Source organism: Nitrospira sp. (genome assembly GCA_024760525.1).
GTDB lineage: Bacteria > Nitrospirota > Nitrospiria > Nitrospirales > Nitrospiraceae > Nitrospira_D.
The window spans coordinates 2,488,254-2,511,575 of sequence record CP060499.1 but is presented as its reverse complement, the minus strand read 5'-3'; the positions used below and the strand labels follow the sequence as shown (position 1 = coordinate 2,511,575).

General features: G+C 55.9%; 24 protein-coding genes. 13 read left to right on the top strand and 11 right to left on the bottom strand.

Features of this window, described 5'->3' with window-relative positions; translation table 11 throughout:
• Positions 1-197 precede the first annotated feature (197 nt).
• The 8 genes from H8K04_11745 to H8K04_11710 all read left to right on the top strand — a co-directional run bounded on the left by H8K04_11745 (position 198) and on the right by H8K04_11710 (position 6,091).
• Positions 198-1,016 (top strand): protein-glutamate O-methyltransferase CheR, encoded by an 819-nt coding sequence (locus H8K04_11745; GenBank protein UVT14521.1) that lies wholly within the window; start codon positions 198-200, stop codon positions 1,014-1,016.
• Between the two features lie 6 nt (positions 1,017-1,022).
• Positions 1,023-1,634: a chemoreceptor glutamine deamidase CheD gene (cheD, locus tag H8K04_11740; protein ID UVT14520.1), complete on the top strand. Its 612-nt coding sequence runs from the start codon at positions 1,023-1,025 to the stop codon at positions 1,632-1,634.
• A 75-nt stretch (positions 1,635-1,709) separates the two neighbouring features.
• A complete protein-coding gene (locus H8K04_11735; GenBank protein ID UVT14519.1) occupies positions 1,710-2,783 on the top strand; it encodes a chemotaxis response regulator protein-glutamate methylesterase in 1,074 nt (357 codons plus the stop codon).
• A gap of 13 nt (positions 2,784-2,796) precedes the next feature.
• Entirely contained in the window at positions 2,797-3,135 is a 339-nt protein-coding gene (locus H8K04_11730; protein ID UVT14518.1) for an STAS domain-containing protein, read from the top strand.
• A 48-nt stretch (positions 3,136-3,183) separates the two neighbouring features.
• On the top strand, positions 3,184-3,534 hold the full coding sequence (locus H8K04_11725) for an STAS domain-containing protein (GenBank protein ID UVT14517.1): 351 nt from the start codon (positions 3,184-3,186) through the stop codon (positions 3,532-3,534).
• Positions 3,535-3,613: 79 nt separating this feature from the next.
• Positions 3,614-4,846: a SpoIIE family protein phosphatase gene (locus tag H8K04_11720; protein UVT14516.1), complete on the top strand. Its 1,233-nt coding sequence runs from the start codon at positions 3,614-3,616 to the stop codon at positions 4,844-4,846.
• Complete coding sequence (locus H8K04_11715; GenBank protein ID UVT14515.1) at positions 4,836-5,195, top strand: Hpt domain-containing protein; 360 nt, start codon at positions 4,836-4,838, stop codon at positions 5,193-5,195. Before H8K04_11720 ends, H8K04_11715 begins: the two co-directional genes overlap by 11 nt.
• Complete coding sequence (locus tag H8K04_11710; protein UVT14514.1) at positions 5,192-6,091, top strand: response regulator; 900 nt, start codon at positions 5,192-5,194, stop codon at positions 6,089-6,091. The genes H8K04_11715 and H8K04_11710 overlap by 4 nt, the downstream gene beginning before the upstream one ends.
• Positions 6,092-6,129: 38 nt before the next feature.
• Here the strand turns inward: H8K04_11710 and gspK are convergent, their stop codons facing one another.
• The 11 genes from gspK to H8K04_11655 all read right to left on the bottom strand — a co-directional run bounded on the left by gspK (position 6,130) and on the right by H8K04_11655 (position 16,660).
• The gene (gspK, locus tag H8K04_11705; protein ID UVT14513.1) at positions 6,130-7,074 is read right to left on the bottom strand and encodes a type II secretion system minor pseudopilin GspK; all 945 of its coding nucleotides are present in this window, start codon (positions 7,072-7,074) and stop codon (positions 6,130-6,132) included.
• Positions 7,061-7,576, bottom strand: a complete 516-nt coding sequence (locus H8K04_11700) for a type II secretion system protein M (GenBank protein UVT14512.1) — start codon at positions 7,574-7,576, stop codon at positions 7,061-7,063. Before H8K04_11700 ends, gspK begins: the two co-directional genes overlap by 14 nt.
• A 29-nt stretch (positions 7,577-7,605) precedes the next feature.
• Positions 7,606-9,189 carry a pilus assembly protein PilM gene (gene pilM / locus H8K04_11695; protein ID UVT14511.1) on the bottom strand — a complete coding sequence of 528 codons (1,584 nt, stop codon included), beginning with the start codon at positions 9,187-9,189 and terminating at the stop codon, positions 7,606-7,608.
• Between the two features lie 36 nt (positions 9,190-9,225).
• Positions 9,226-10,131: a type II secretion system protein GspN gene (gene gspN / locus H8K04_11690; protein ID UVT14510.1), complete on the bottom strand. Its 906-nt coding sequence runs from the start codon at positions 10,129-10,131 to the stop codon at positions 9,226-9,228.
• Positions 10,107-10,760, bottom strand: coding sequence for a prepilin-type N-terminal cleavage/methylation domain-containing protein (locus H8K04_11685; protein ID UVT14509.1), 654 nt, complete (start codon positions 10,758-10,760; stop codon positions 10,107-10,109). Before H8K04_11685 ends, gspN begins: the two co-directional genes overlap by 25 nt.
• On the bottom strand, positions 10,732-11,169 hold the full coding sequence (locus H8K04_11680) for a prepilin-type N-terminal cleavage/methylation domain-containing protein (protein ID UVT14508.1): 438 nt from the start codon (positions 11,167-11,169) through the stop codon (positions 10,732-10,734). The genes H8K04_11685 and H8K04_11680 overlap by 29 nt, the downstream gene beginning before the upstream one ends.
• Positions 11,170-11,178: 9 nt before the next feature.
• Complete coding sequence (locus tag H8K04_11675; GenBank protein UVT14507.1) at positions 11,179-11,733, bottom strand: hypothetical protein; 555 nt, start codon at positions 11,731-11,733, stop codon at positions 11,179-11,181.
• Positions 11,734-11,852: 119 nt separating this feature from the next.
• A complete protein-coding gene (gene gspG, locus H8K04_11670) occupies positions 11,853-12,323 on the bottom strand; it encodes a type II secretion system major pseudopilin GspG (protein ID UVT17964.1) in 471 nt (156 codons plus the stop codon).
• Between the two features lie 125 nt (positions 12,324-12,448).
• A complete protein-coding gene (gene gspF, locus H8K04_11665) occupies positions 12,449-13,687 on the bottom strand; it encodes a type II secretion system inner membrane protein GspF (GenBank protein UVT14506.1) in 1,239 nt (412 codons plus the stop codon).
• A 98-nt stretch (positions 13,688-13,785) separates the two neighbouring features.
• Positions 13,786-15,426, bottom strand: coding sequence for a type II secretion system ATPase GspE (gene gspE / locus H8K04_11660; GenBank protein UVT17963.1), 1,641 nt, complete (start codon positions 15,424-15,426; stop codon positions 13,786-13,788).
• Positions 15,427-15,739: 313 nt separating this feature from the next.
• Complete coding sequence (locus H8K04_11655; GenBank protein ID UVT14505.1) at positions 15,740-16,660, bottom strand: PDZ domain-containing protein; 921 nt, start codon at positions 16,658-16,660, stop codon at positions 15,740-15,742.
• A gap of 160 nt (positions 16,661-16,820) precedes the next feature.
• On the opposite strand from H8K04_11655, the gene gmd reads away from it, so the two are divergent.
• The 5 genes from gmd (at position 16,821) to H8K04_11630 (ending at position 23,146) form a co-directional block, all read left to right on the top strand.
• The gene (gene gmd, locus H8K04_11650) at positions 16,821-17,828 is read left to right on the top strand and encodes a GDP-mannose 4,6-dehydratase (protein UVT14504.1); all 1,008 of its coding nucleotides are present in this window, start codon (positions 16,821-16,823) and stop codon (positions 17,826-17,828) included.
• A gap of 24 nt (positions 17,829-17,852) precedes the next feature.
• Positions 17,853-18,812 (top strand): GDP-L-fucose synthase, encoded by a 960-nt coding sequence (locus H8K04_11645; protein UVT17962.1) that lies wholly within the window; start codon positions 17,853-17,855, stop codon positions 18,810-18,812.
• Between the two features lie 828 nt (positions 18,813-19,640).
• Positions 19,641-20,525: a glycosyltransferase family 4 protein gene (locus tag H8K04_11640; protein UVT14503.1), complete on the top strand. Its 885-nt coding sequence runs from the start codon at positions 19,641-19,643 to the stop codon at positions 20,523-20,525.
• A gap of 216 nt (positions 20,526-20,741) precedes the next feature.
• The gene (locus tag H8K04_11635; GenBank protein ID UVT14502.1) at positions 20,742-21,716 is read left to right on the top strand and encodes a family 10 glycosylhydrolase; all 975 of its coding nucleotides are present in this window, start codon (positions 20,742-20,744) and stop codon (positions 21,714-21,716) included.
• An 86-nt stretch (positions 21,717-21,802) separates the two neighbouring features.
• Complete coding sequence (locus tag H8K04_11630; GenBank protein ID UVT14501.1) at positions 21,803-23,146, top strand: O-antigen ligase family protein; 1,344 nt, start codon at positions 21,803-21,805, stop codon at positions 23,144-23,146.
• Positions 23,147-23,322: the final 176 nt, after the last annotated feature.

Genomic DNA, 23,322 nt, shown 5'->3' with positions numbered 1-23,322 from the left:
GCAACGGTCATCCCCTCAGGGTATGGCTGATAAAGTGATTGGGTCACGACAAGCCGGATGTCCCATGTTCGGTTGAGCGTGGGACATCACGATAGCTGCGAGATACGATTCGATGGGCCAGCCAATGCGAGGCTGCGGAGGCCGGTGTTGTAACAGCTCATCAGCCTGAATTTCAGGTCCAGTCAGGGGCATTCCAAGTGGATTACAAGATCACAGCTAAGGAATTTGAACATTTCCGCACTCTTATTTATGACGAGAGTGGAATCTCGCTCAATGAACAAAAGCAAAGTTTGCTGGAGTCCAGATTAGCTAAACGCCTGCGGGAACTCGGGCTCGAGACCTTTTCGCAGTATTACGACAAGGTGACAGTAGATCCGACGCAGGAAGAGTTCACTCGGATGCTGGATTTGATTTCAACCAACAAGACCGATTTCTTCCGCGAGCCCAAGCACTTTGACTTTCTCCGTGACGTCATTCTGCCGGAGTTGATGCCGCAGAAACGTATTCGTATTTGGTCGTCTGCCTGCTCGACCGGGGAGGAACCTTACACGATCGCGATGACGCTCTTTGAGGGCGTACATAACCCGCTGGAATGGGACTTTAAAATTCTGGCGTCCGACCTGTCGACACGCGTTCTGGCCAAGGCGTCAGCAGGCGTTTACGACGAAGACCGATTTCGAGACGTGTCCCCGACCATGCTGAGGCGGCATTTTCTTCGCGGATGCGGCGAGAGCAAGGGTTGCTATAAGGTCAAGCCGCACTTGGCTTCCATGATCCGCTTTCGGCGGCTTAATCTGATGGATGATGATTTTCCCATCAAAAACCCGCTGGATTTGATTTTCTGTCGAAACGTCATGATCTATTTCGACCGTCCGACCCAAGAAACACTCGTCAATAAATTTCACCGGTACCTGAAACCCGGCGGATATCTGTTCATTGGACACTCTGAAAGCCTTCAATGGGTCAAGCATCCCTTCAGGGCCTTGGAGCCGACGATTTATCAGCGGGAGCGATGACCACGCATGTCACAGCCTGAAGCCGATCAATTTGCCCATATCCGCCGGATGCGTGACAGCCGATTCCCTCACGAAATTGCATCCATTCTTCCTGGGGAGTTTTTTGTCAGCCGTGAACCGATGGTCGTCTATACCGTGCTCGGCTCATGCATCTCGGCCTGTATCCGGGATCCGATCATCAGAGTGGGCGGGATGAACCATTTCATGCTCCCGGAACCGAAAGAGAATGCCCATGACTCTTGGGGGGAATCGACTCGTTATGGTTCCTTTGCCATGGAGTCCCTCATCAATGAAATCCTCAAACGCGGCGGGATCAAAAGTCGCTTGGAGATCAAACTGTTTGGGGCGGGGAGAATTTACGACGGACACATCGATGTGGGAGACAAGAACGCGAAATGGGTGATTCAATACCTGAAGAGCGAAGGTCTGACCGTGTTGAAAACCGATCTGGGGGATGTATTTCCAAGAAAGGTGTATTACTTCACCGAATCGGGTCGTGTGCTCTTGAAAAAAATCGAGCGGATCAAAAATCGAACGATCTTCGAACGCGAAAATGAATACGCCACACGCATCCAGCAGCGCGAGCAACAGCCGGCGGAGGACGTGACATTGTTCTGATCGATCGTGAAGCATGGGTTAGGTTCCGTCGTTCGCAAGGCCGGAACGAGATGGTTCGCGAGATACGAGGTAAGGATGAAGAAGATTCGCGTCTTGACGATCGACGATTCAGCGCTGATGCGCCAAGTCTTGGCGACTCTCCTATCGAAGGATCCGGAAATTGAAGTGATCGGGGCCGCGCCGGACCCCTATATCGCGCGGGAAAAGATTAAGGCCTTGAATCCGGACGTGCTGACGCTTGACGTGGAGATGCCAAAAATGGACGGCCTGACGTTCTTGGAGAAGTTGATGCGTGGGCATCCGATGCCGGTGGTGATGGTCAGCTCTCTGACGGAGGCCGGTTGTCAAACGACGTTGCGCGCACTGGAGCTCGGCGCCGTGGATTTCATTACGAAGCCCAAGATCGATCTTCGGGAAGGTATGGAGGAACTCGCGCAGGATCTGATCGCCAAGGTCAAAGCAGCCGCGCAAGCCCGGATCACGGCGTCAATGCGGAATAGAGGAACGGCGGGACCTGTGACTGCAAGCGCACCACGAGTCGCGCTACATGCTGCTTCGTCCGCGATGATCAAGACGACCGACACCATCATTGCCATCGGCTCATCGACCGGCGGGACAGAGGCGGTGAAGCAAGTGTTGGAGATGCTTCCGCCTCATACTCCCCCCATCCTGATCACGCAACACATGCCGGAACGCTTTACGAAGACCTGGGCTGATCGGTTAAACAGCCTCTGCCGGATCTCCGTAAAGGAAGCTCAGGATGGAGACAGTGTTTTGCCTGGACATGCGTTGATCGCCCCCGGGAATTTTCACATGACGTTGGTCAGGAGCGGGGCCCGGTACACGGTGCAGATCAACCAAGAGCCACCGGTCAATCGTCATCGTCCGTCGGTCGATGTCATGTTTGCATCGGTGGCGCGTTATGCCGGCGCCAACGCGGTTGGGGTGATCTTGACCGGAATGGGAGGCGACGGCGCCAAGGAGATGTTGACCATGAAGCAGGCCGGCGCGTTTACGATTGCACAAGATGAAGCGAGTTGCGTCGTATTCGGAATGCCGAAAGAGGCGATCAAAGCGGGCGCCGTCGACAAGGTTTTACCGCTGGATGACATTGCCGGCGCCATACTTACCCATGTGAGCCGCGGTTGACTCTGGAGTCTCTATGGCGATCACTCAACGGATCACGCAGAATGCGACCGTGATAGACATCGACGACGTCTTCACGTACCGTAATCGCAAGAACTTCTCCTCGGCGGTGACGCATTTCAGGGAGTCCGGAGGCAGGCATCTCATCGTCAACCTGCACGAGGTCACGTACATGGACAGTGCCGCCGTAGGTCTCCTGGCGTTGACGTCTCAGCAGCTCACGGCGGAGAACCGAAGCATCAGTCTTGTGGATCCGCAAGGCACGGTGAAGCAGATTTTGGAGATGGCGAATATCGACCGGATGATCGCGGTATTTCCCAGCGAGCAGTCTGCGGTTGATGCTCGCGCCGCTTGATTGCCAGAAGCAACCCGGTCCGGACTTTTCCGAATGAAGGAGGATCCCATGTCGATGCAGACGAAAGAACGTCCCGTGCCGAACGGTGTCATTCTCGAGATGACGGGCGATCTCACCTATGCCAATCGCGAACAATTCAAGACGGCCGTGGAAACCATCCGGCAAAAAGGCTGTCGGCATTTGATCTTGAACATGGCCGAGGTCCGATTCGTGGACAGCTCCGGCCTCGGGTTATTGGCTCTCGTCTCGCAGAACTTCAAGCTGAGTCAAGCGAAAGTGAGTATGTTGAAGCCGCAGAGCTATGTGCGGGAAATCATGAGCCTGGCGAACATTCAGAAGTTGATTCCTGTCTACGATAACGAGCAAGACGCATTGGCGGGACACCAACGCGCAGCCTAGATCGCTCGTGGAATCGTCGGGCGGCGCGCTTAGCCGTCCATCCTGACGCGCAACGTCTCTCTCATTAGAGTGTCACCCAATGCCGACTCCATTACCCGTACCCATGCACCGTCATTCGGAAGGTGGGAGAGGGCAAACCGTTCTGCTTGTGGACGACGAGCCTATTGCGCGCGTCGCATTGGCGGCTCGGCTCAAACGGCTCGGCTATCGGGTGATTGAAGCCGGCGATGGGAAGGCCGGACTCGATATGCTTCGGCGCGAGCGACCGGATCTGACTATCTTGGACTGGATGATGCCTGAAATGGACGGCCCGTCCTTCTGCGAACTGGTTCGTCAAGATCCGGAACTCCTGACGAGTCAGATTCTCATGATGACGAGTCATGATCAGCCTGAGCAAATCGCTGAAGGATTGGCTCGCGGCGCGGATGACTTTCTCAGCAAGGCCGCAAGCAAGTATGAAATTACTGCTCGAGTCCAGGCCGGGATGCGCGCGGCGACGTTGATCAGAAGACTGGAACACGTGACGGAGGAGATCCGGAGAAAACAGGAGGCCATCGAACGGGAACTCCAGTCCGCCGCACGCTATGTCGAATCACTGCTTCCTGTAGCGGGGACCCTCCTGCGGGGTGTTCGCATGGTCCATGCTTATCGACCGTCGCTCGCGTTGGGGGGTGATCTCTTCAATATCGTTCCGTGGAGCGAACACATGCTGGGGTTGTATTTGCTCGATGCGTCCGGGCACGGTGTCTCTCCGGCTCTGCGCTCCGCCTCATTTGCGACTTTTTTGCGAAGGGACAGCCTGCTGCATGCCGTCGGATCGAACGATCCCGGCGCCATCCTGACGGAAGCGAATAAACAGTTCCCGCTGACGGAGGATGGAAACTACTTTACGATCACCTTTGCGAGACTCGATATCCGCTCTCGCACACTGTCCTATGCGACTGCCGGACACAATGGGGTGCTTCTTCACCGCCGGACGGGTGAGATCTGTCGGATGGCTCGACCGAATTTGCCGCTTGGCTTCGATGGGTCGATGACCTACCTCACAGAAAAGGTCCATGTCGAGCCGGGTGATCGCCTGTATCTGCTGAGCGACGGTCTCTACGAAGTGCCGTCGTCGGGCGGCGAACTGTGGGGGCAAGATCGTCTGGAGAAGACGATTCGCTCATTCGGCGAGCGCCCTCTGGAAGAGGTCATCTCGGGGACTATCGCGACGGCGATCGGGTGGCTGGGGCACGAACAGTTTCCCGATGATGTGGCATTGATGGGTGTCGAAATAGCCGACCTCGGAGAGATCTTTCATGACTCCTGACCACGTTTTCAACCTCGACGAGGCCCTCGCCCGCGTGGATCACGATCGAGAAATCTTTCAGATGATGGTCGAACTGTTTGTCGAGCATGGCCCGAAGGATTTAGGCGAAGCTCAGGCGGCGCTGAGCGGCCAGAATGCCGTCGGGTTGGCGCGATCCAGTCACCGCTTGAAGGGAGCGATCCTCCAGTTCTGCGCTCCAGCGGCCCTTCACGCCTGCAAGGAGCTGGAAGAATCGGCGAAAGCCGGAAACTTGACGCAAGCCGGAGAGCACTATGACGCGTTGGAGCGGGAACTTTTTCGCCTTCTGGCGGCGCTCCGCCGGGTACTCGACGAGGGAATCGCCGCATGAGCATGCTCGATGCTCGCAATCAGCTCTTGATCATCGATCCATGTCGAGAAACGCAGGATCGTATCGTCCGACATCTGGAGGGGAGAGGATTCTCGGTCGTCGCCGCGTCTGATCCGGCGACCGCTCTGACTACGATCGATCTGGCGGCGCCGGACATTGTCATTACCGACGTGTTTCTTCCGGAAGCAGCCGGTCTCAGATTGGTCAAAGAGATCAGGGCCCGGCATGAGCTCTGCCCCGTCATCGTGATGGCGAAAGATGCGCCGGAACCCATCATTGTCGAGGCGCTTCGCGTCGGGGCTGCCGACTATCTCCACAAGCCCATCGTCGAGGAAGAACTGGCCCGCGCGCTGCAGCGTGCCCAGGATCTACTGCCTGGAGATCTCGCGGAGCTGCCTGGACTTTGCCTGTCGGAATATCGACTGACGGTCGATTCCGACCCCACACACATCCCGGGGGTCATCTCATGGTTGATCAAGACGACGGCCGCGACCTTATCCCCGCTACGACGGCTGCATCTTCGGGGAACCCTTCAGGAGTTGCTCTTCAACGCGATCGAACATGGGAATCTCGAAATCTTTTATCAGGAGAAGCGGGAAGCGCTGATCAACGGCCACTATGAGCAGCTCCTCGCCAACCGCCTCGCCCAATCTCGGCTCCGAGACCGCCGGGTGACCATTCACGTGCTTCACGACAAGAGTGCCAACCACGTGGTGTACCGCATCACCGATGAGGGGAAGGGGTTCAAGTGGCGGAGTCTGCTCACGCGGTCCCAGGACGGTTGTGAGTCGGTCGGCGCGAACGGGCGAGGGATCTTTTTGGCCCGATCGTTCTTTCCTTGCTTGGCGTACAACGAGCGGGGGAATGAAGCGATGATTACGGTGCCGCTAGAGTAGACTCCCAGAACACGCAACCTGAAACTCAGTATGTATCACTACAGCGCCCGCAAGTACTCCACGGTGCTCTCGCCTTTGCTCGCGTCTCGCCTCAAGATTGCCAGGGAAGTCTTGGTCGTTTCGTTGATGGTGAGGGCAAGGCGCGCGGAGAAATAGTCCGACCTCACATCATAGTCGTTTCTCAGCGCTCGACCGATTTCCTGAAAGCTTCCGACCCGGTCGAGCTCCACCTTGGTTTTGTAGGGGCGTCCCTGAACGATCTCGATCGCGACGCTCTGGCTGATGCTCGGGTCGAGCGTCTGAATGACGATGGGATCGGCCGTATTGAGATTCACCGCCGCGCCACCCTCCAGCGGGTACACGGTGACATATGGAGAGATGCGCTCGATAATGTCCGGAGTGAATCCCTTGATGAGCCGCAGATCTCCTAGACCCGGCAGCGGACTGTTGGCGGACCGGTAAGGCGGCCTCAGCGATTGGTAGTAGAGGCTCTCCGCGCCGGCCGGTTGGGGCACTTCATCCTGGTCGACCCAATCGATGAGCGCATCGACCAGGTTCGGGTTGACCCTGAGCAGTTCGAACAATCGCTTGACCCGGAGGACCTTCTTTTTCTGCTCCACCTCGCTCCCCGAACTCGACGAGAGGTCATTCAGGTTCAATTTCCCCATCTCGTCTTGGATCTGCGCGGTCAGGAATCCGTCTCCGATCGCATAATTCTTGATCGGCATGGCCCAAATATCGGTGGGGCCGTCGTATTTTTGACCGGTCATCTTTTCACGCACGAGATCCTGCTGCAGCACCGCCCGCGCCGCCTGCACGGCGGCCCGCGTCAGCATGCTGGCCTTATAGTCGTCGCGAAAGGTGGCGGCGGCTCTGTATTCACGGCGAGCTTCCGCATCAAACTCAAGGATGAGAGCCGTCAGCAGCGTCAGGATCAGCAGCGCCAGTAGAAGCGCGACGCCCCGTTCATCAGCTCTTGGCATAGCTCAAGACCCGAATGGTTGCGTCGACATTGACGGGATTATCGAATTTCGGTCGAATTTGCAGGTGGCGAACGTGAAGGTCGTAGGGAGCTTGATCGATGGCGACCAGTAGCGCCAGCAACTCCGGAAGTTGAACGCCTTCCAATCGGAGATCGACGGCTGTTTCTTCATACCCTTGCGCCAGCGACTGTACTTGCGGCTGCATTCCGGCAATTCGCTCGCGCACGTGGGCGGTGGTCGCCGCTTCTTCCATAAACGTGAGGAGAGAGAAATGGCTGTCGGCTCCGGGCATGCGACTTTCGACCTTGGTCAAGCGGTCTCGTTTGGCAAGATAGGTTTGGCCGAGCACAGTCAGCTCGGCGAGGTCTTTCTGTTTCCGCACCGCTTGGCGCTCGAGGCGATCGAGCTTGTCCAGCAGGGGATCCACGATCAGCACAAAGAGCAGGCTGAGTCCGAGCACGATTCCGCCGGTCAGCATGATGACGCGCTCGCGCCGTGACATGTGATGCCATCGTTCCCGGAAGCTCTGTATCATGGTTGCTGCACCGTGACGGTCATGCGAAACACAACTTGATTGGAAGTCGCGCCCACTCGCGTTTCCGTCACCGACACGTCCGTCAGCCGCGGGCTCGATACGAAGGTTTGTTTGATGCGTTCCACCGCGTCAAAAGACGTGGTCTCCCCCTCCAGGATAATCACCGCGCCATCGACGGTCAGCTCGCGGACCTTGACCATCGTTCCCGGCGGCAGTTGTTTCACGAATGTCGAGAGCGTGAGCAAGGCTTTCCCGTTCGTAGCATCGACAAGGCCGAGTGACTTATCGAGGACTCCGAGGCGGTATTGTGCTTGATCAAGTTCTTCTCCGGAGGCGGCGCCTGGTCCGAAGAGTCGCTCATATTGGCTGTGCAGGGCGGTTTTCAGCCTGGCCACTCGTTGATCCTGCAGCATGAAGTGAATCGAGAAATCCACGAGCGCCAAGACGGCGATTACCAAGCCGGCAGCCGTCGCCAACCGGCGGTCTCGCTTGGTCATGGCAGAGTCCGGTAAACCCGCTTCGGAGACCCCTTTCAGATCGAGCGCGAGTCCCAGCGGAGACGATTTGAACCGCCAGCGGGGTCGGATGATCTTCGGGTGAATGGCCAAACCGAACGCGATGGAAAATGCTTTTGGAGTATCGGCGCCAAATCCTTGGCGTGGCCCCACCGGATAGAGTCCTAATTGACGGGACATGTAGGCGCCGATTTCCTGGAGTTTCGACCCGCCGCCGCATATCCAGCAGTGGGTCAAGCGACTACGGTCGTTTCCTTGATAGGCTTGCAATGTGATCCGAAGCTCTCTCAGGATAGGCTCCAACATGCCGTGTACTTGATCAACGGCCATCGTGCGCTTGTGTCGTTCCGCGTCGGCGAAGCTGCAGGCGTGCCGGACAGCCAGGGCGTGAGTCAAATGGTTACCGCCCCAGAGAATCGTCCGGAGCATGACGGGACGCCCCCCCTGTACCAGACAGAGGGTGGTTTTCGAAGCGCCGACGTCGATGATGGCCAAATCTTGCGGGACGGCGGCTCCTTCCTCCTGCAGAAATTGCGTGACGGAAAAGAGCGCCATGGCATCGACATTGATTGCCGACGGCTCCACATCGGCTTGCGCCAAAAACTTGAGATGCTCGTCGACCTTGTCTCTTGGCGCCGCCGTGACCAGAACCTCCGAGCCCTTGGACTCGCGGGAAGCCCCTTCAACCAGCTGTCCAGGCGGTAGGACCAGACTTCCGACCGCGAGGTCTTCGAGCGGCATGGGCACGAGATTCTCGACTTCGAACGGCACGACTTGGGCCAGCTTGGCCGAATCCTTGAAGGGGAACGAGAGCGTTCGGACGAAGAGGTCCTGGCAGGGAATCGCCGTGACCAAGCGGTCTGTGGCATAGAGTCCATTCTTCCAGAGGAATCCCCGCAGCGACTGCACGCGTCGAGCCGGTTCAAGATCTTCCGGACGGGAAAACGGCATGGGGTGTTGAAAGTAGTCGACGGTTTCGCGTCCGCTCAGACGGCGGCGGAAACGGACGGCTTTCAAGCCCGTTTGCCCGATATCCAGCCCCACACATTCGTTCACGATTGACATAACAGTCTCGATGAATAGTCCTACAAGGATCCTACTTTACAATGCAATCCTCGCCTGTGCCAAGGTTCCGACGATCTTCACGGTCATGGGGGTTCCAGGAGGCGGTGAGGGGAGGCCGAGTGTCCCGGCTTTCGCCACAAAGCCAGGGCCTGGGATTACCGTCACCGTGAGGTGCAATTGGCTGTTCGGCATCGGCTGCTGAATGGTGATGTTCCCTTCGCCCGAGAACGAGCCGTCGATTCCCTCGCCCTTCAACTGGGTGACTTCGCAGAGGAGGTCCCGGCACGCCAGCCCTGCCGAGACTTTGCTGAACGTCAGCGACAAGGTTCGGCCGTTGCCGAGTGGAATCTGGTCGATGACCAGGTCCGTTGCGTCCGCCGTCCATGTCCCTTCGCCCTTCATCGTGGTTCCGGCTCCCAAGCCGGAGTCGACCCGATGAGAGAAATCTCCGTTGAGCGTGCCGTGAGTGACATAGCGGCGGACGACTTTGGAGAGATCCACCTGCTGAAACTGACCCTTTGCCGTGACGGGGCCGGAGAACGAAAATGACGAGGCTGTGAGCGTCCCCTTGGCAAGACTGGTATGCGATGAGTTCTCATCCAACTGCACAACTAGGTCGAGTCCGAGCACGCCGCTCAAGGCCTTCATGATTCCGAGCTTGGCTTGCAGAACGGCCATCTGGAAGGGAGCCAAGTTCTGCTTCGATAGAGTGACGTTCCTCCATTCCAGGCTCAGCGGCCATCCCAGGGTCCAATCGGCCACTCGGACATCCATACCGGTGGCTCGCTTGAGCTCCGCAACCAACCTGGCCTGGAGCATTCCATACGGAAAGGTGACCATCACGCACACAGCCAAGATGCAGACTCCGCCCACGGTCCACGCCAGGATCTCTCTCCATGCGTCAGTCCATTTAAAGGTCATGGTGTTCCGATCGCCACCCATTCCCGCACCGTCCAAGGCTCGGTATCGGGATCCTGAAACGTTACTTCAAGCAGTACGGCCTTGGGCATTTTGCTGGCCGTCGGCCATTCATCGAGCCAGAGCCTGTTCTGGTCGTCGTAGTACCGGACGTTGAAGGCTTGCACACGATCCGCCAACTCCATCTGATCCAACGATTCGTTGGTGTCGGTCAATGTGTAGACGTTTTTGCGGACGAAGCGGATCAGCCGGTCGCGTTCCCGCGTGTACACGACTCGAACGGTTTCGCTCTCCTTGCTCATCATATTTGTGGGATCGGTCTCTTTGGCGGTTGAGGTCCTCAACTCCTGACTCATCGCGAGAAACGCGAGTGTATCGGCCGGATACCCTTCCCATGTCCCGTTCATCCCGACCCACGGGTATGCGAGATTGCGCTTACTGAGTGAGATTTCCTCTGCCATAAGGCGCAATAGCTTTCTGACGGTTTCTTCCCTCGCCGCATGATCCCGTCCGGCATCGATGGTTCGCGTTGTCGTGATGAGTGATCCAAAGACCATGGCGCCGATGAGGCCCAGCAGGGCAATGGCAACTAAGACCTCGACAAGCGTAAAACCACTTTGCTGTTTAGAAGGTGAGACGCCCGGCAAAGACATAGGTACTCACCTCCACACTTTCTTCAAGCTCGCCACGCGGCCAAAACACCTTGATGCGAATCTCTCGAATCAACTCCAGCGGGGTCGGCGCGATGGTACGCTTCCATTTGTAACCGACGGCCCTGGGGACCGCTTGGGTCGTGGTCTGGGCTCCGAGCGGGAGGTTCGGAAAATCCCCGACAGTCTCTCCTATGGAATATTGTCCAGAGAGTTCAGTTTCCACCAATTTCTCTTGGGCCAAGAGGGTCGCGGCAGTCAGTTCGGTCGCTCGCCCCTGAAGATCCAGGTCGAAATTTCTGAGGCCGAGGAGAATCGGAAGCGCGATCGCCAATAAGGCGATTGCCAGCAGCACTTCGAGCAACGTGAAACCGCGTTCATCGAAATTGGGGTGGTGTACATTCCGTCCCATTGCGACGTGTCACTGATTGGGTAATATCCCCCTCGGCGCCCCTCCGACACCGGCTTGCGCACCGGCTTTCAATAGAATTTTTACGCGGTCGGGGATGATCCGGTTGGGTGGAGGATCGAGTCGTTCGTCGCTGACTCGAATTCCCCCGGTCAAAGAATCGACTGCCAATGCCAAGAGATTGCTCTTGCCGTCCATCAGATACATGGTGACCGGTTCAATACGCCCGCTGGTAAAAAACGTCACCGCAACTCTTCCGGAGAAGCGCTTGTCTTGTCCGATGGAGACCTCCGTAAAGCGGATCGATTCAGGGAGTGTACGGGGTGTTTTCCAACCCGGATCAAGCGGGATGCGCTCTTCCTTTCCTTCCACGGTCATCATCCAGTATTTCCCCTGATCCAGATCGAGGTAGAGCTTGATGGGCATCTGACTCGTGATGGCCATACCTTGTAAGGTTCGCAGGATCCCGACCAGTTTTCTCCCGGTGGAACGTAAATCTTCGTCGAGACTGATCCGAGGGAGAACGATGACGACGACTCCGGCCAGGAGAAACAGGGCGATCAGCATTTCAAGGAGAGTGAAACCGTCGGAAGCACGTAAGCGGTGACGCGTAAGGCGTGAGGCGCAACTGAGCCTTCGGTGCTGCCACGTTCGATCCGATAGTACATCGCGCCGGCGCATTGAGCCTATTCTTTGTCTAAGTTCCAATTGGTGATGTCGGCATTCACACCTTCACCGCCGACCTCGCCGTCTGTTCCGAGGGAGGTGACTTCGTAGTCGATCTTTTGATCTCCCCGTTGGACCGGGCTGAGATACTTGTAGGGATTGCCCCACGGATCTTCCGGGAGTTTCGGCAGGTACCCTCCGATCTTCCACTTCTTGGGCACGACCCCGACCGACGGTTTTTCGATCAATGCCTTGAGGCCCTGTTCGGTCGTGGGGTACACGCCGTTATCTAATTTGTAGAGTTGGAGCGCACCCTCGATATTTCGAATCTGCACCTTTGCCGCGGTGCGTTTGGCGTCATCCGTTCTGCCCATAATGCGTGGAACGACCAAGGCGGCAAGAATGGCCAAGATGGCCACGACAACCATGATCTCAATGAACGTAAAACCGGCGGAATTCCGCGAAGTCCGCCGGGCCAGGTAGACGAGCATGCGAAGAAGTCGGTTTCTTCCACCGACCGGTGTGGTGCCCCGGCTCTGCTGTTCCGAATCAGTCATTGTCAGTCCCCCTTTGTCTCGTTCCACCTCTCCCTCCACCGCACTGCAGATCACCCACCCTAGTGGATCATCTGGCCCATCTCAAAGATCGGTAACAGAATTGCGACGACAATAAAAAACACTATGACGCCCATGACCAGAATCATGATCGGTTCCATCAGCGAGGTCAACCGCGTGATGACTCGCTCGACTTCGCCGTCGTAGATTTGACTGACACGACGCAGCATTTCTTCCATCTCACCGCTTTTTTCACCGACGGCGATCATGTGGGTGACGAGGGCGGGAAATTCTCCGCTTCGCTTCAAGGGGTCCGCAATGGTCTCACCCTCGCGGATATTCTGCCGGGCCCCTTCCACGGTTGCTTCGAGTACCCGATTGTTCATGACTCGTTTGGAGACATCCAGCGCGTCGAGCAATTGAACGCCGCTCGCCAACATCGTCGCCAGTGTGCTCGTGAGCCTGGAAATCGATACCATGCGCGCGACGTCTCCGATCAATGGGAGTTTCAGTATCATACGGTCTGCGACCATTCGGCCCGGCCCGGTCCGGACAAATCGCCGGGTCATATATAGGCTTGCACCCACAAGGGTCATCAGCACCATCCAATAATCGGCGAAGAATCCGCTCGCCGACATCAGGGCGACCGTCGGCCAGGGAAGCGCTTGTTTCATGCTGACAAAGACCGCGGTGATCTTCGGGACGACGAAGGTCACCAAGAAAAACAGCACCGACACTCCGACGATGAGCATGAGCACAGGATAGAGGATGGCGTTGGTGACCTTGTTCTTCAAGGCCAGTTGTTTTTCTAAAAACTCCGCAAGCCTGAATAAAATCTGATCGAGCGCTCCGCTGGCTTCGCCGGCTCGTACCATGTGGACATAGATGGCGGAAAAATCCTTGTCATAGGATTCAAGGACCGCGCTCAAGGCTTTTCCTCCGCGAATTTGCTCGCGGATGTCCGCAAGGAGTGCTTTGATGGATTTCTTCTCCGCTTGATCCACGAGCACGCCGAGGGCCTCGACGAGTGGGAGCCCGGCCACTAAGAGCGTCGCAAACTGCCTCGTCAGCAAGGACAGGTCGTTTGCCGTCAGGACGGACGACCGTCCGATCGTGCGCCCGGTGGTGGCAGGGGGTTTTTCAGGAGAGCGAACCGTTGACTGGCTCTGCTCGACGACGTCCGTGGGATAGACGCCCTCTTTTCTCAGCTTCAGCCGCGCGACTTTGACGTTTTCCGCATCGATGATCCCGGCTGCGGTCCCGCCGTCGTTGCGGTACCCGTGGTATTGATAGACGGGCATGGTCAGCAGGCTCCGGAGGCGTCACACGCGGCCGAAGGCTGCCCGACAGTCCAATCTGGAAATGGCCGAGGGAGGCGGTCGGAGAATCGGTGCGGCATTTAGTCGACTTCAATCTCTTGTTGAGTGATCCTCATGAATTCTTCCATCGTGGTGTGGCCTTGGATGACACGTTCAGCGCCTTCTTGCTTCAGCGTCACGACACCTTTGGCGATCGCCGCGTGCTTGATGGCCGTCGAGTCGGCCTTGTTTCCGATAAGGCGCCTGATTTCGTCGTCGAGCACCATGAGCTCGAAGATGCCGGTGCGCCCACGATAGCCGGTCTGAGAGCAGGCTGCGCATCCGACTCCTCGATAGAGGGTTCTATTTGAACCGGGTGCAAGGTCGAGCCGGCTCAATTCCTCTTCACTCGGTGTATAGGGGTGTTTACAGTCCGGGCAAATCTTTCTGAGCAGTCGTTGAGCCAGGACGGCGACGACCGATGACGCGACCAGAAAAGGCTCGATCCCCATATCGATCAGCCGAGTGGCGGCGCTTGCGGCATCGTTGGTGTGCAGAGTGGAGAACACCAGGTGTCCGGTCAGCGATGCGTGGATGGCGATCTCCGCCGTTTCGCGGTCGCGAATTTCGCCGATCATGATGACGTCAGGATCTTGCCGGAGGATGGACCGCAGTCCGGCCGCGAACGATAAATTGATCTTTGGGTTCACCTGCATTTGCCCGACGCCGAGTAGCTGGTATTCCACCGGATCTTCGACGGTGATGATGTTCTTGTCCGGGGCATTGATGTGGCTCAGGGCGGCATAGAGGGTGGTGGTCTTTCCGCTTCCTGTGGGGCCGGTGACGAGAATGATCCCGTGAGCGAGCTGGATCAGCTGGTGAATCACCGCCAGGCGTTCCTTCGAGAAGCCCATCTCCGACAGGTTCAAGAGGCGGTTTTCCTTTTCCAGCAGTCGCAAGACGACCCGCTCGCCGTGTGAGGTGGGCAGCACGGAGACCCGGAGGTCGATATCCTTTCCGGCAGTGCGAATGGCGAACCGGCCGTCCTGCGGCAAACGCTTTTCGGCGATGTTGAGGCCGGCCATGATTTTCAGGCGCGCGATAATGCTGGCTTGCAAATGCTTGGGTGGTGTAAGAACCGGATACAGCACACCGTCGATGCGATACCTGACCACCAGCCCGCGTTCGAACGATTCGAAATGGATGTCGCTCGCCCGCTGCCGAACGGCTTGAAACAACACCGAGTTGACCAACCGGATGATCGGGGCCTCATCGGTCGAGTCCAGCAAGTCTTGCGGCTCATCGAGTTCGTGCGCCAACTGGTCGAGGCTCTTGCTTGCGGCGATGTCTTCCATGACTTGCTCGGCGCCGGCCGGGTTGGCGATCTCGTCATAGGCCCGGTTTAAACAGGCAAGGAGGACGACGCTCGTCGTCAAAACCGGCTTAATCGGTTTGCCCAACAGCAGTCGAAGGTCATCCAGTGCAACGGTCTCCAGGGGGTCGGTCGAGGCGGTCAAGATGGCCCCGTCTTCAGATCGGAGCGGCAAGACGCGGTATCGCCGGCAAAAGGCGATCGGGACTCTTTTGATCAGTTCATGGTCGACAGAAGTGGTATCCAGCTGAGGCATCCAGGCCATCTCAAATTGCTGCGCGAGTGCTTCCAGGAGCTGTTCTTCCCGCAGTGAACGCAGATGCAGGAGGACTTCTCCCAATCGGCCACCCTTGTCCTGTTGATAGGCCAATGCCTCCTCGAGTTTCGACTCCAATAAGTTGAACTTTTCTTCGAGGATGCGTCCCAGCCGCGGCCTGCCGGAGCCCGGATTGGGTTGATCGTTGTGCAGCGTTTCAGACAATGTCGCCTGGCCTTTCCCTCAATTGGTAAAGATACTCTCCCTTCCAACGGCCTGGCAAGGACACCGTGCATTCTTAACGTAACGTTAAGCGTTGCGTTGCGTGTTCTTGATCACTGAAAATGCGGGCTGAAAGCGGCCGTAGCTCAGAACCGTTAGGAGCGAGGGTCAAGGACAATACACACACGAAGCAGGAACGATGGTCTCAGCGAAGCTCGTACGTGATCGTCGAGCGTTGATTATTTCGAACCACGTCGAGCTTGACGATCTGCTCATTCTTGAGTTGCTGCAGTAAGCTCAGCATGGTGCTGGGATCACGGATATCGACGCCATTGACCCGTTGCAGCACGTCCCCCGCCTGAACCCCGATTTTTTCATAGAAGCTGGCCGGAGCGACGTAGTCGAGGCGAAATCCGTTTATCGTCCCGTTCACCATGAATGGGGCGGCTCTGGCCTGCGACAAGAGTTTCGGCAGATCATTCATGGCTTGTTCCACTTCACGGCGGTCGACGATTTTTCGCAGAGGCGCGCCGGGTGTCGGTGCCTGGGCGGCAGTAGGAACCGTGCCGGAAGAACCGGCCGGTGCGATCGGGTTGTCGGATACCGCCAGTTCCAACAACTCCTCGACATTGCCTTGACGGACCAGGAGTCCGTTTCGACGAATCTCGCTGACTTCTCCCAGATCGAGAATTGAATCGTGAAGGCGATATAACGATTGTTGTTTGGACGACAGATCTTCAACGATCGCAAAGATGCCGCGCTGATCGCCGAACACGATACCGATCAAGCGAATCCTGGCCGCCAAGCCGAGGGACGCGCGAACAGGAGTGCCGGAGGGACCGCGTCCATCAGAATTCGTCGCACTCGGTTGTCCATTCTGAGGCATAGGAGGAAGTAGGAACAGACCGCTGGCTTGCACATCGTCCACCGCCTGTGCCGGTGAATAGGATGCCGACAACGGAGAGCCCGGAAATCCACCGCTGCCGGATCCAGACGGATGCTCGGGGATCACATACAGAGCCTCGGCAACGAAGGCATTGATTGAGTGCGCGATGAGCAGACCGCACACCACCATGCAGAGAAACATTCCGACGCGACGCGCGTGTTGCGGAGGTAATGAGGCCAAGGCGTTGCCTTTCTCTCTACTTCTCCTGCATCGTACCTGGTCGGTATCGGTGGCCGCAAGAATCTTTTGTTAACGATCTTTTCGCGGGAAGATGTAGACAAATGAATTGAAGCACGTAATAATCCTGTTCCTCATTCAAGGCTCAAGGGGGACTTCGCGCGTGAAGAAAGCACTGATCACCGGGATTACGGGCCAAGACGGATCCTATCTGTCGGAGTTTCTACTTGCCAGAGACTACGAAGTGTATGGGATCATCCGCCGCTCCAGTTCCTTCAACACGGGCCGGATCGATCCGATTTATGAAGATCCGCATGTGCCTCACCGGCGCCTCCACTTGATTTACGGAGACCTGAACGATGCCAGTTCGCTGAACCGGATCCTGCGCACCGTCCAACCCGATGAAATTTATAATCTCGGAGCTCAGAGTCATGTCCGTGTCAGCTTCGATATTCCTGAGTACACCGGAGAGATCACGGGACTCGGCACCATTCGGCTCCTCGAGGCCATCCGCGAATCAGGGCTCAAACCGAAGTTTTATCAGGCGTCATCCAGCGAAATGTTCGGCAAGGTGCTGGAGGTGCCGCAGAAGGAAACGACCCCCTTCTATCCGAGGAGTCCCTATGGCGCCGCAAAGGTGTATTCCTATTGGATTACGGTGAACTATCGGGAGGCGTACGAACTCTTTGCGTGCAATGGAATTCTGTTCAACCATGAATCGCCGCGACGGGGTGAAACCTTTGTCACGAGGAAAATCACCAAAGCGGCGGCGCGTATCAAGCTCGGGACCCAGCACGATCTATTCCTGGGGAACCTCGATGCGAAGCGGGATTGGGGATTCGCCGGCGACTATGTGGAAGCGATGTGGATGATGCTACAAGCTCCACAACCAGATGATTATGTCATCGCAACGGGTGAAACCCACACGGTCAAGGAGATGCTGGAGCTGGCCTTTGACCGGCTGCAATTGAATTGGAAAAAGCATGTAAAAATCGATGAGAAGTATTATCGGCCGACCGAAGTCGATCTGCTCATCGGAGATGCGAGTAAAGCCAAGAAACAACTCGGATGGCAGCCCAAGGTACGATTCGAAGAGTTAATCGCCATGATGGTCGATGCGGATTTGGCCGCGGAAAAAGAAAAGCTGGATGGGACGAGAAAGCGAATCTAGAGGGGGTGTGCTCTGACGAATAGAATTTCATTTTGGGAAGATCAGTGTGTCGTCGTGACGGGCGGCGCCGGGTTTCTCGGTTCGTTCGTCGTCGAGCAACTGCGGGCGAAAGGCTGTCGGCAAGTCGTTGTTCCTCGCAGCCAGGACTACGATCTGGTGCGGATGGACGCCGTCCGGCAACTGTACAGCGACGCGAAGCCCGACATGGTGATCCATCTGGCGGCTCGCGTGGGTGGAATCGGCGCAAACCAAGCCAATCCAGGACGGTTCTTCTACGACAACTTGATGATGGGGACGCAGCTGATCGAAGTGGGCCGTCAACGGGGGCTCAAGAAGTTTGTCGCACTCGGGACGATTTGTGCCTATCCCAAGTTCGCTCCGATCCCATTCAAAGAAGACGATATTTGGACCGGCTACCCTGAGGAAACCAATGCCCCATATGGACTGGCAAAGAAGATGATGCTGGTCCAGTCGCAGGCCTATCGCCAACAGTATGGGTTTAATTCGATCGTGCTGTTTCCCGTCAATCTGTATGGACCGCGTGACAACTTCGATCTGGAGACCTCTCACGTCATTCCGGCGCTCGTACGGAAATGTGCGACGGCAAAAGATGCGGGGCACGCGTCGATCACCCTCTGGGGAGATGGATCCCCCACGCGGGAATTTTTGTACGTCGAGGACGCTGCAGAGGGGATTCTTCTCGCAGCGGAACAGTACCAGGGTGATCTGCCCATCAACTTGGGAACAGGACAAGAGATCGCCATTCGTGATCTGGCTGGGATGATTGCCGCCGAGGTGGGATTCTCCGGCCAGATTCAGTGGGATACTACCAAACCGAACGGCCAGCCGAGGCGGTGTCTCGACGTGAGCCGGGCCAAACAGCTCTTCGGGTTTCAAGCGCGACATAGCTTGCGCGACGGGCTGAAGAAAACCGTCCAATGGTTTCGAACCAACCGCGAGCCGATCCGCGAAGTGCACTTCTAGAGATCTCCGGCCATTCTGCTCCGTCCTCACTGAGTTTAAGCCGAAGAAATGCCGGTGGTGGGCCTGCCATGTCTGACTCTGCTCGATTGATGGCCGGACAGTGGAGGAACCGGGCAATTCGACAAAATGAGACGGTAAGAGGGCCGAGCGGATCGTCGAGCATCTGGAGCGAGTGTTAGAAATAAAAAGTATGAATTGATGTAGGGCGCCAATCAAGCAACTCCTCTGCAGTACTCTCCATTTCTCGATGCCGGAATAGAACACTACTGTGCAGCCGATCGCCGGTGGCGATATCGGCGCTGACCTTCAGAAATCATCTGAGGGTGACTCGTGATGAACAACGGAGCGCTATGGATATGTTCCGACATGGGCTCGCCATTAATAATGGGAGATCTCTGCAAGCTCAACCTTCAGACCGAAGTGATGAACCAGCAGTGAGCCGGTCTGAAAAAACCATTTTCTGTTTGTCCTAGACGCAAAATGGGGTAGGGTTTTTCTAACAGACTTCATATCCCTGCAAAAGCATCGGGCTTGTTCCCAATGTCTAAGCATGCATCGCCGCGCTAAGAACCTCGTCCCGACATGCGAAAAGTCTCAATCATTCAACGAGAAATCCCACACTACCGCATAAGATTCTTCGAGGAGTTGTATGCCCAGGGACGGTTGCTGGATCTGGATATTCATGTGTATTGCACAGTGACTCCAACACAGAGATCCTCCTCATCTTTTCCTTATCGTATTCTGCCAGCGCATTATTTTGGTGGGATAAAATCGGGCTCTTATTGGGTGAATGGTTTGGAGCAGTCGATAGCAGGATCCGACATTGTTGTGGCACCTCAAGAGTTGCAGTGTCTGACCGTGCCCTATCTCTGGGCGAAGAGAAAACGGGTTTGTAAGACGTGGATTTGGTGGGGGCATGGCTATAACTTCCAAGCCAAGCTTCGACCGTCAGTCGTGACGACGATAAAGGAGATCCTGAAAGGATTCATGACCAGAGGGGGAGACGGCTTAATCACCTATACAGTCAAGGGCGCCGACTATTGGCGGGATCGCGGAGTCCCTCAAGGGTGGGCGATTCCCTATTACAACACCATCGATGTTGAAGAGCTGCACAGGGCACATGCAGAGCTCAGCAAAGCGCAACGCATGGATCTCAGGCGCAAGCTGATGTTGGAAGGAAAACATGTACTGCTATTTTTAGGACGGTTGTACGCTGAGAAGAAAGCAGACTTTCTCCTAGAGGCGTTTGCGATCTTGAAGAAGTCTTACCCAGATGTAGCGCTCCTGATCATTGGAGATGGGGAAGAACGTAACCGGTTACAGCACATGGCAAGAGATCTCGAACTTCAAGACGTGCATTTCTTTGGAGAGATTGTAGATCCCAAAGAAACAGCGGCGTACTGTTCACTATCCGATCTATTAGTGATTCCTGGTCTAGTGGGGCTTGCCATCGTTCACGGATTTGCGTTCGGATTGCCACTGGTCACTACGGACTTTCCCGGTCATTCACCCGAACTCGATTATCTGACCGAGCGCAATGGCGTCATCACCAGGATGGATACATTGCATTACGCCGAAGCGATAGGAGTGCTCCTATCTTCTCCTGACCGGCTTGAAGCGATGAAACATTCAGCTTTGGTCCAAAGCGATACTCTGAAGCTCGAATATTCTGTTCGGCGGTTTGTGACCGGGATAACTGAACTGTCGAAATAGGTCTGAAAATGAAGGAGGCGGGTATTCCATGATTGGTGGAACGAGATGAGAAACACAAAGGACTGCGTGAGAGTCTTCATTGTTGTCATGCTGATCTGGTGCCTTCCCTGCAGTTTGGTGCGAGGGGAGGGTAGTCCACCACACTCAGCATCGCCGTTCGATGGCAAGCGGGCCATCCTCGACGGCGACATTCCTTCATGGACGAAGAAGGAACATGTGGATGAAGTGCTGTCACGGATCAAAAATGCAGGATTCAATGTCTATATGCCGACCGTTTGGCAAGGACGCGGTGCAGCGTGGCCTTCTAAACACGCTCCCTGGGACACCAAGCTGGCGGATCGCCCCAAGTCGGATTTTGATCCTTTGCGGTATGTCATCAGCAAAGCGCATGAGATGGGAATTGAGGTGCACCCCTGGTTTACCCTGGTGCTGAGACAAGGCGATATTTTCCCAGAGTTCGCGTTGCCAAGCATGCCTCAGAAGGCATTTGATGTTCACAACCCTGAGTTCAGGGAACTCTTGGTCAAACTAGTCGAAGAGGTAACAGTTGGTTACGACATCGATGGAATCAACTTGGATTACGTGCGGGCTATAGACCTTTGCACAAGTGCGCAATGCGAAGAGGAGTATAGCAAGACATACAAGAGGAGCCTGAAAGGGGACACGTTGGTATTTAAGGTATTGCCCAATCAGGTTCCGTCCCTCATTGACTATCAAGAGACCGCTGTCACGACATTGGTTCGGCAGATATCGGAAACCGTAAGAGCAAAAAAACCTCATCTCTTACTCAGTGCCGATGTGTTTGTCGGGCACGCCCCGCCGACTCAGGGACAAAACAGCGTTTCTTGGGTTAACAACGGACTTGTGGATGTGATTTTTCGGATGGACTACACAAGGCAGATCAATATTGCCGCCATGGATGGTACGAGGCGAGAGTTGAACCATCCGGACAAACAGAATCTCTTGATTTCGAATATGTCGAATCCCGATGAAATGGTTTCTGGGCAGAAGTATTTCGCTCGGGATGGCAAGTGGTTGGCCGAGACCATTCTCAAAATTCGTAAGCTTTGGCCGAAGACAGGGATCGCCCTTTACTTCTACAAATACCTCACAGATGAACAGATAGCGGCATTGCAGGATGGGCCATTCCGTCAGCCAGAACCCAATCCCATTCTGCGGATGACACCTTGATCAGACGGTAGTGGTACGTCGTTGCCCTGACTGTGCTGTGTTCAAGCTGACACCTTGGCAGTAACTATGGGGGCCATGTGCGTCGAATGTCCTGGAAAGCAACACTTCTCTATCTGGTCGTGTTCTTCCCCATTTTGGGACGATCCTTTTTCCCCATGGTTAGAAACACAAATTCCATTACATTTCAGTCTTCGCTCACAGATCCGCAAATGTTGGGCGTGTATGTCCTCTGGGCGTACTGCTTTTGGATCCTGCTTCGGAATCCACATAGTTTAAAACTGGCGTTTGCCAAGCCGTTCTGGCCGCTGACGCTATTCACGCTCGTTGCGGTTCTCTCGGCCGTCACTGTTTCTCGCACACCGATGTACTCACTCTGGAGAAGTGTGGAAACGTGCGGTGTGCTTTTATGGGGACTTCTTGTGTTCGCGCAGACAACGGAGGACCGGAATCCCGGCAGGCTGTTCACATCTTTTTATGCCATGAGTGCGCTGATGCTTTTGGGGGTTGTTGTGGCTGTAATTATCGATCCTCGACATGCTTGGATGCACGAGGGAAATAGAGTCGAACGGCTGGATGTGACGTCGACGTTCTTGATGGGAGCGAACACGATCGGCGTTATTGCGGCACTTTTGTGTTTAGCGGCTCTTTCCAGATTCATAGTCTTGGCTAAAGTGCAGTACCTGATTGGGTCTTGCGCGTGTTTAGTCTTGTGCTATGCCGCAAGGTCTCGCACGGGTTTTATTGTATTTATCCTGGGGGTCTGTGTGTTGGTAGGGGTCTTCGCGCGAATGCCAAACAGGCGTGTGATTGCCGGTATTGTCGCCCTTCTGTCTGGAATTCTCACCGTTGGTCTGTTTGTGGTCAGCCCCGAGTTTACAGATGCAGTGGCATCCACCTTTACACGTGGCCATAGTGAGGCGAACATTCGGTCGCTCGATGGGCGGATGAGCATTTGGGTGGAGGCGTGGGAAGCCTTTGAGCAATCCCCTCTACTGGGATCTGGCTATGCCACATATCCAATGCAACTCACGGCAGGAAGCCATTTCCACAACATGTTTATTGAATTGGCGGTGACGACGGGCCTTCTTGGGCTCGCCCCCATCCTCATCTTGTTCCTGCTGCTAAGCACTCGGCTCGTCACACTGTTTCGGAAAGCTCCCGCCAGTGCCGGCGCCCATTCTATCGTGTCGACCGATGCGCTACTGATAGGCACGGTCGTTATCGTGTCGGAAATCACGACAGCCGGAGCGGCATACTATTCATGGCAAATGATTGGGGTGGTTGCGTTGTCCGTCGGTCTATACTCAACACTGGATGCGGCTGACGAAGCTGAAGCTCATTCTCAGGAAAACAGAACTGCTCAAATGATGGCGCACCTCCAAGATGGTCTACTGGTCTCTGAACCGTGTCGGAAACCAATCATTTTCTAATGGCTACAAAAGATTGCTTTGGGGTTCGCCCAGCGAGGGTATTGGTGATGGCCTGGCTACGGCCTACGCGATGCGAGAGTTTCCTGGAATCACCCGGAGCACCGAACCGCTAAATGGAAGTGTCGTCCTCTTCATTGATACTGCAGACGGTTCCTATGAAGGCAGACAGCGATTCT

Excerpts from the sequence above, each read along its gene's own strand:
- H8K04_11710 (UVT14514.1), top strand. The coding sequence starts at position 5,192 with ATGAGCATGCTCGATGCTCGCAATCAGCTCTTGATCATCGATCCATGT.
- gspK (UVT14513.1), bottom strand. The coding sequence starts at position 7,074 with ATGCCAAGAGCTGATGAACGGGGCGTCGCGCTTCTACTGGCGCTGCTG.
- H8K04_11735 (UVT14519.1), top strand. The coding sequence starts at position 1,710 with ATGAAGAAGATTCGCGTCTTGACGATCGACGATTCAGCGCTGATGCGC.
- gspG (UVT17964.1), bottom strand. The coding sequence starts at position 12,323 with ATGCTCGTCTACCTGGCCCGGCGGACTTCGCGGAATTCCGCCGGTTTT.
- H8K04_11730 (UVT14518.1), top strand. The coding sequence starts at position 2,797 with ATGGCGATCACTCAACGGATCACGCAGAATGCGACCGTGATAGACATC.
- gspF (UVT14506.1), bottom strand. The coding sequence starts at position 13,687 with ATGCCCGTCTATCAATACCACGGGTACCGCAACGACGGCGGGACCGCA.
- pilM (UVT14511.1), bottom strand. The coding sequence starts at position 9,189 with ATGTCAATCGTGAACGAATGTGTGGGGCTGGATATCGGGCAAACGGGC.
- H8K04_11715 (UVT14515.1), top strand. The coding sequence starts at position 4,836 with ATGACTCCTGACCACGTTTTCAACCTCGACGAGGCCCTCGCCCGCGTG.
- H8K04_11685 (UVT14509.1), bottom strand. The coding sequence starts at position 10,760 with ATGTCTTTGCCGGGCGTCTCACCTTCTAAACAGCAAAGTGGTTTTACG.
- H8K04_11700 (UVT14512.1), bottom strand. The coding sequence starts at position 7,576 with ATGTCACGGCGCGAGCGCGTCATCATGCTGACCGGCGGAATCGTGCTC.
- H8K04_11630 (UVT14501.1), top strand. The coding sequence starts at position 21,803 with ATGTCCTGGAAAGCAACACTTCTCTATCTGGTCGTGTTCTTCCCCATT.
- H8K04_11720 (UVT14516.1), top strand. The coding sequence starts at position 3,614 with ATGCCGACTCCATTACCCGTACCCATGCACCGTCATTCGGAAGGTGGG.
- cheD (UVT14520.1), top strand. The coding sequence starts at position 1,023 with ATGTCACAGCCTGAAGCCGATCAATTTGCCCATATCCGCCGGATGCGT.
- H8K04_11680 (UVT14508.1), bottom strand. The coding sequence starts at position 11,169 with ATGGGACGGAATGTACACCACCCCAATTTCGATGAACGCGGTTTCACG.
- gspN (UVT14510.1), bottom strand. The coding sequence starts at position 10,131 with ATGGGTGGCGATCGGAACACCATGACCTTTAAATGGACTGACGCATGG.
- H8K04_11675 (UVT14507.1), bottom strand. The coding sequence starts at position 11,733 with ATGCTGATCGCCCTGTTTCTCCTGGCCGGAGTCGTCGTCATCGTTCTC.
- H8K04_11725 (UVT14517.1), top strand. The coding sequence starts at position 3,184 with ATGTCGATGCAGACGAAAGAACGTCCCGTGCCGAACGGTGTCATTCTC.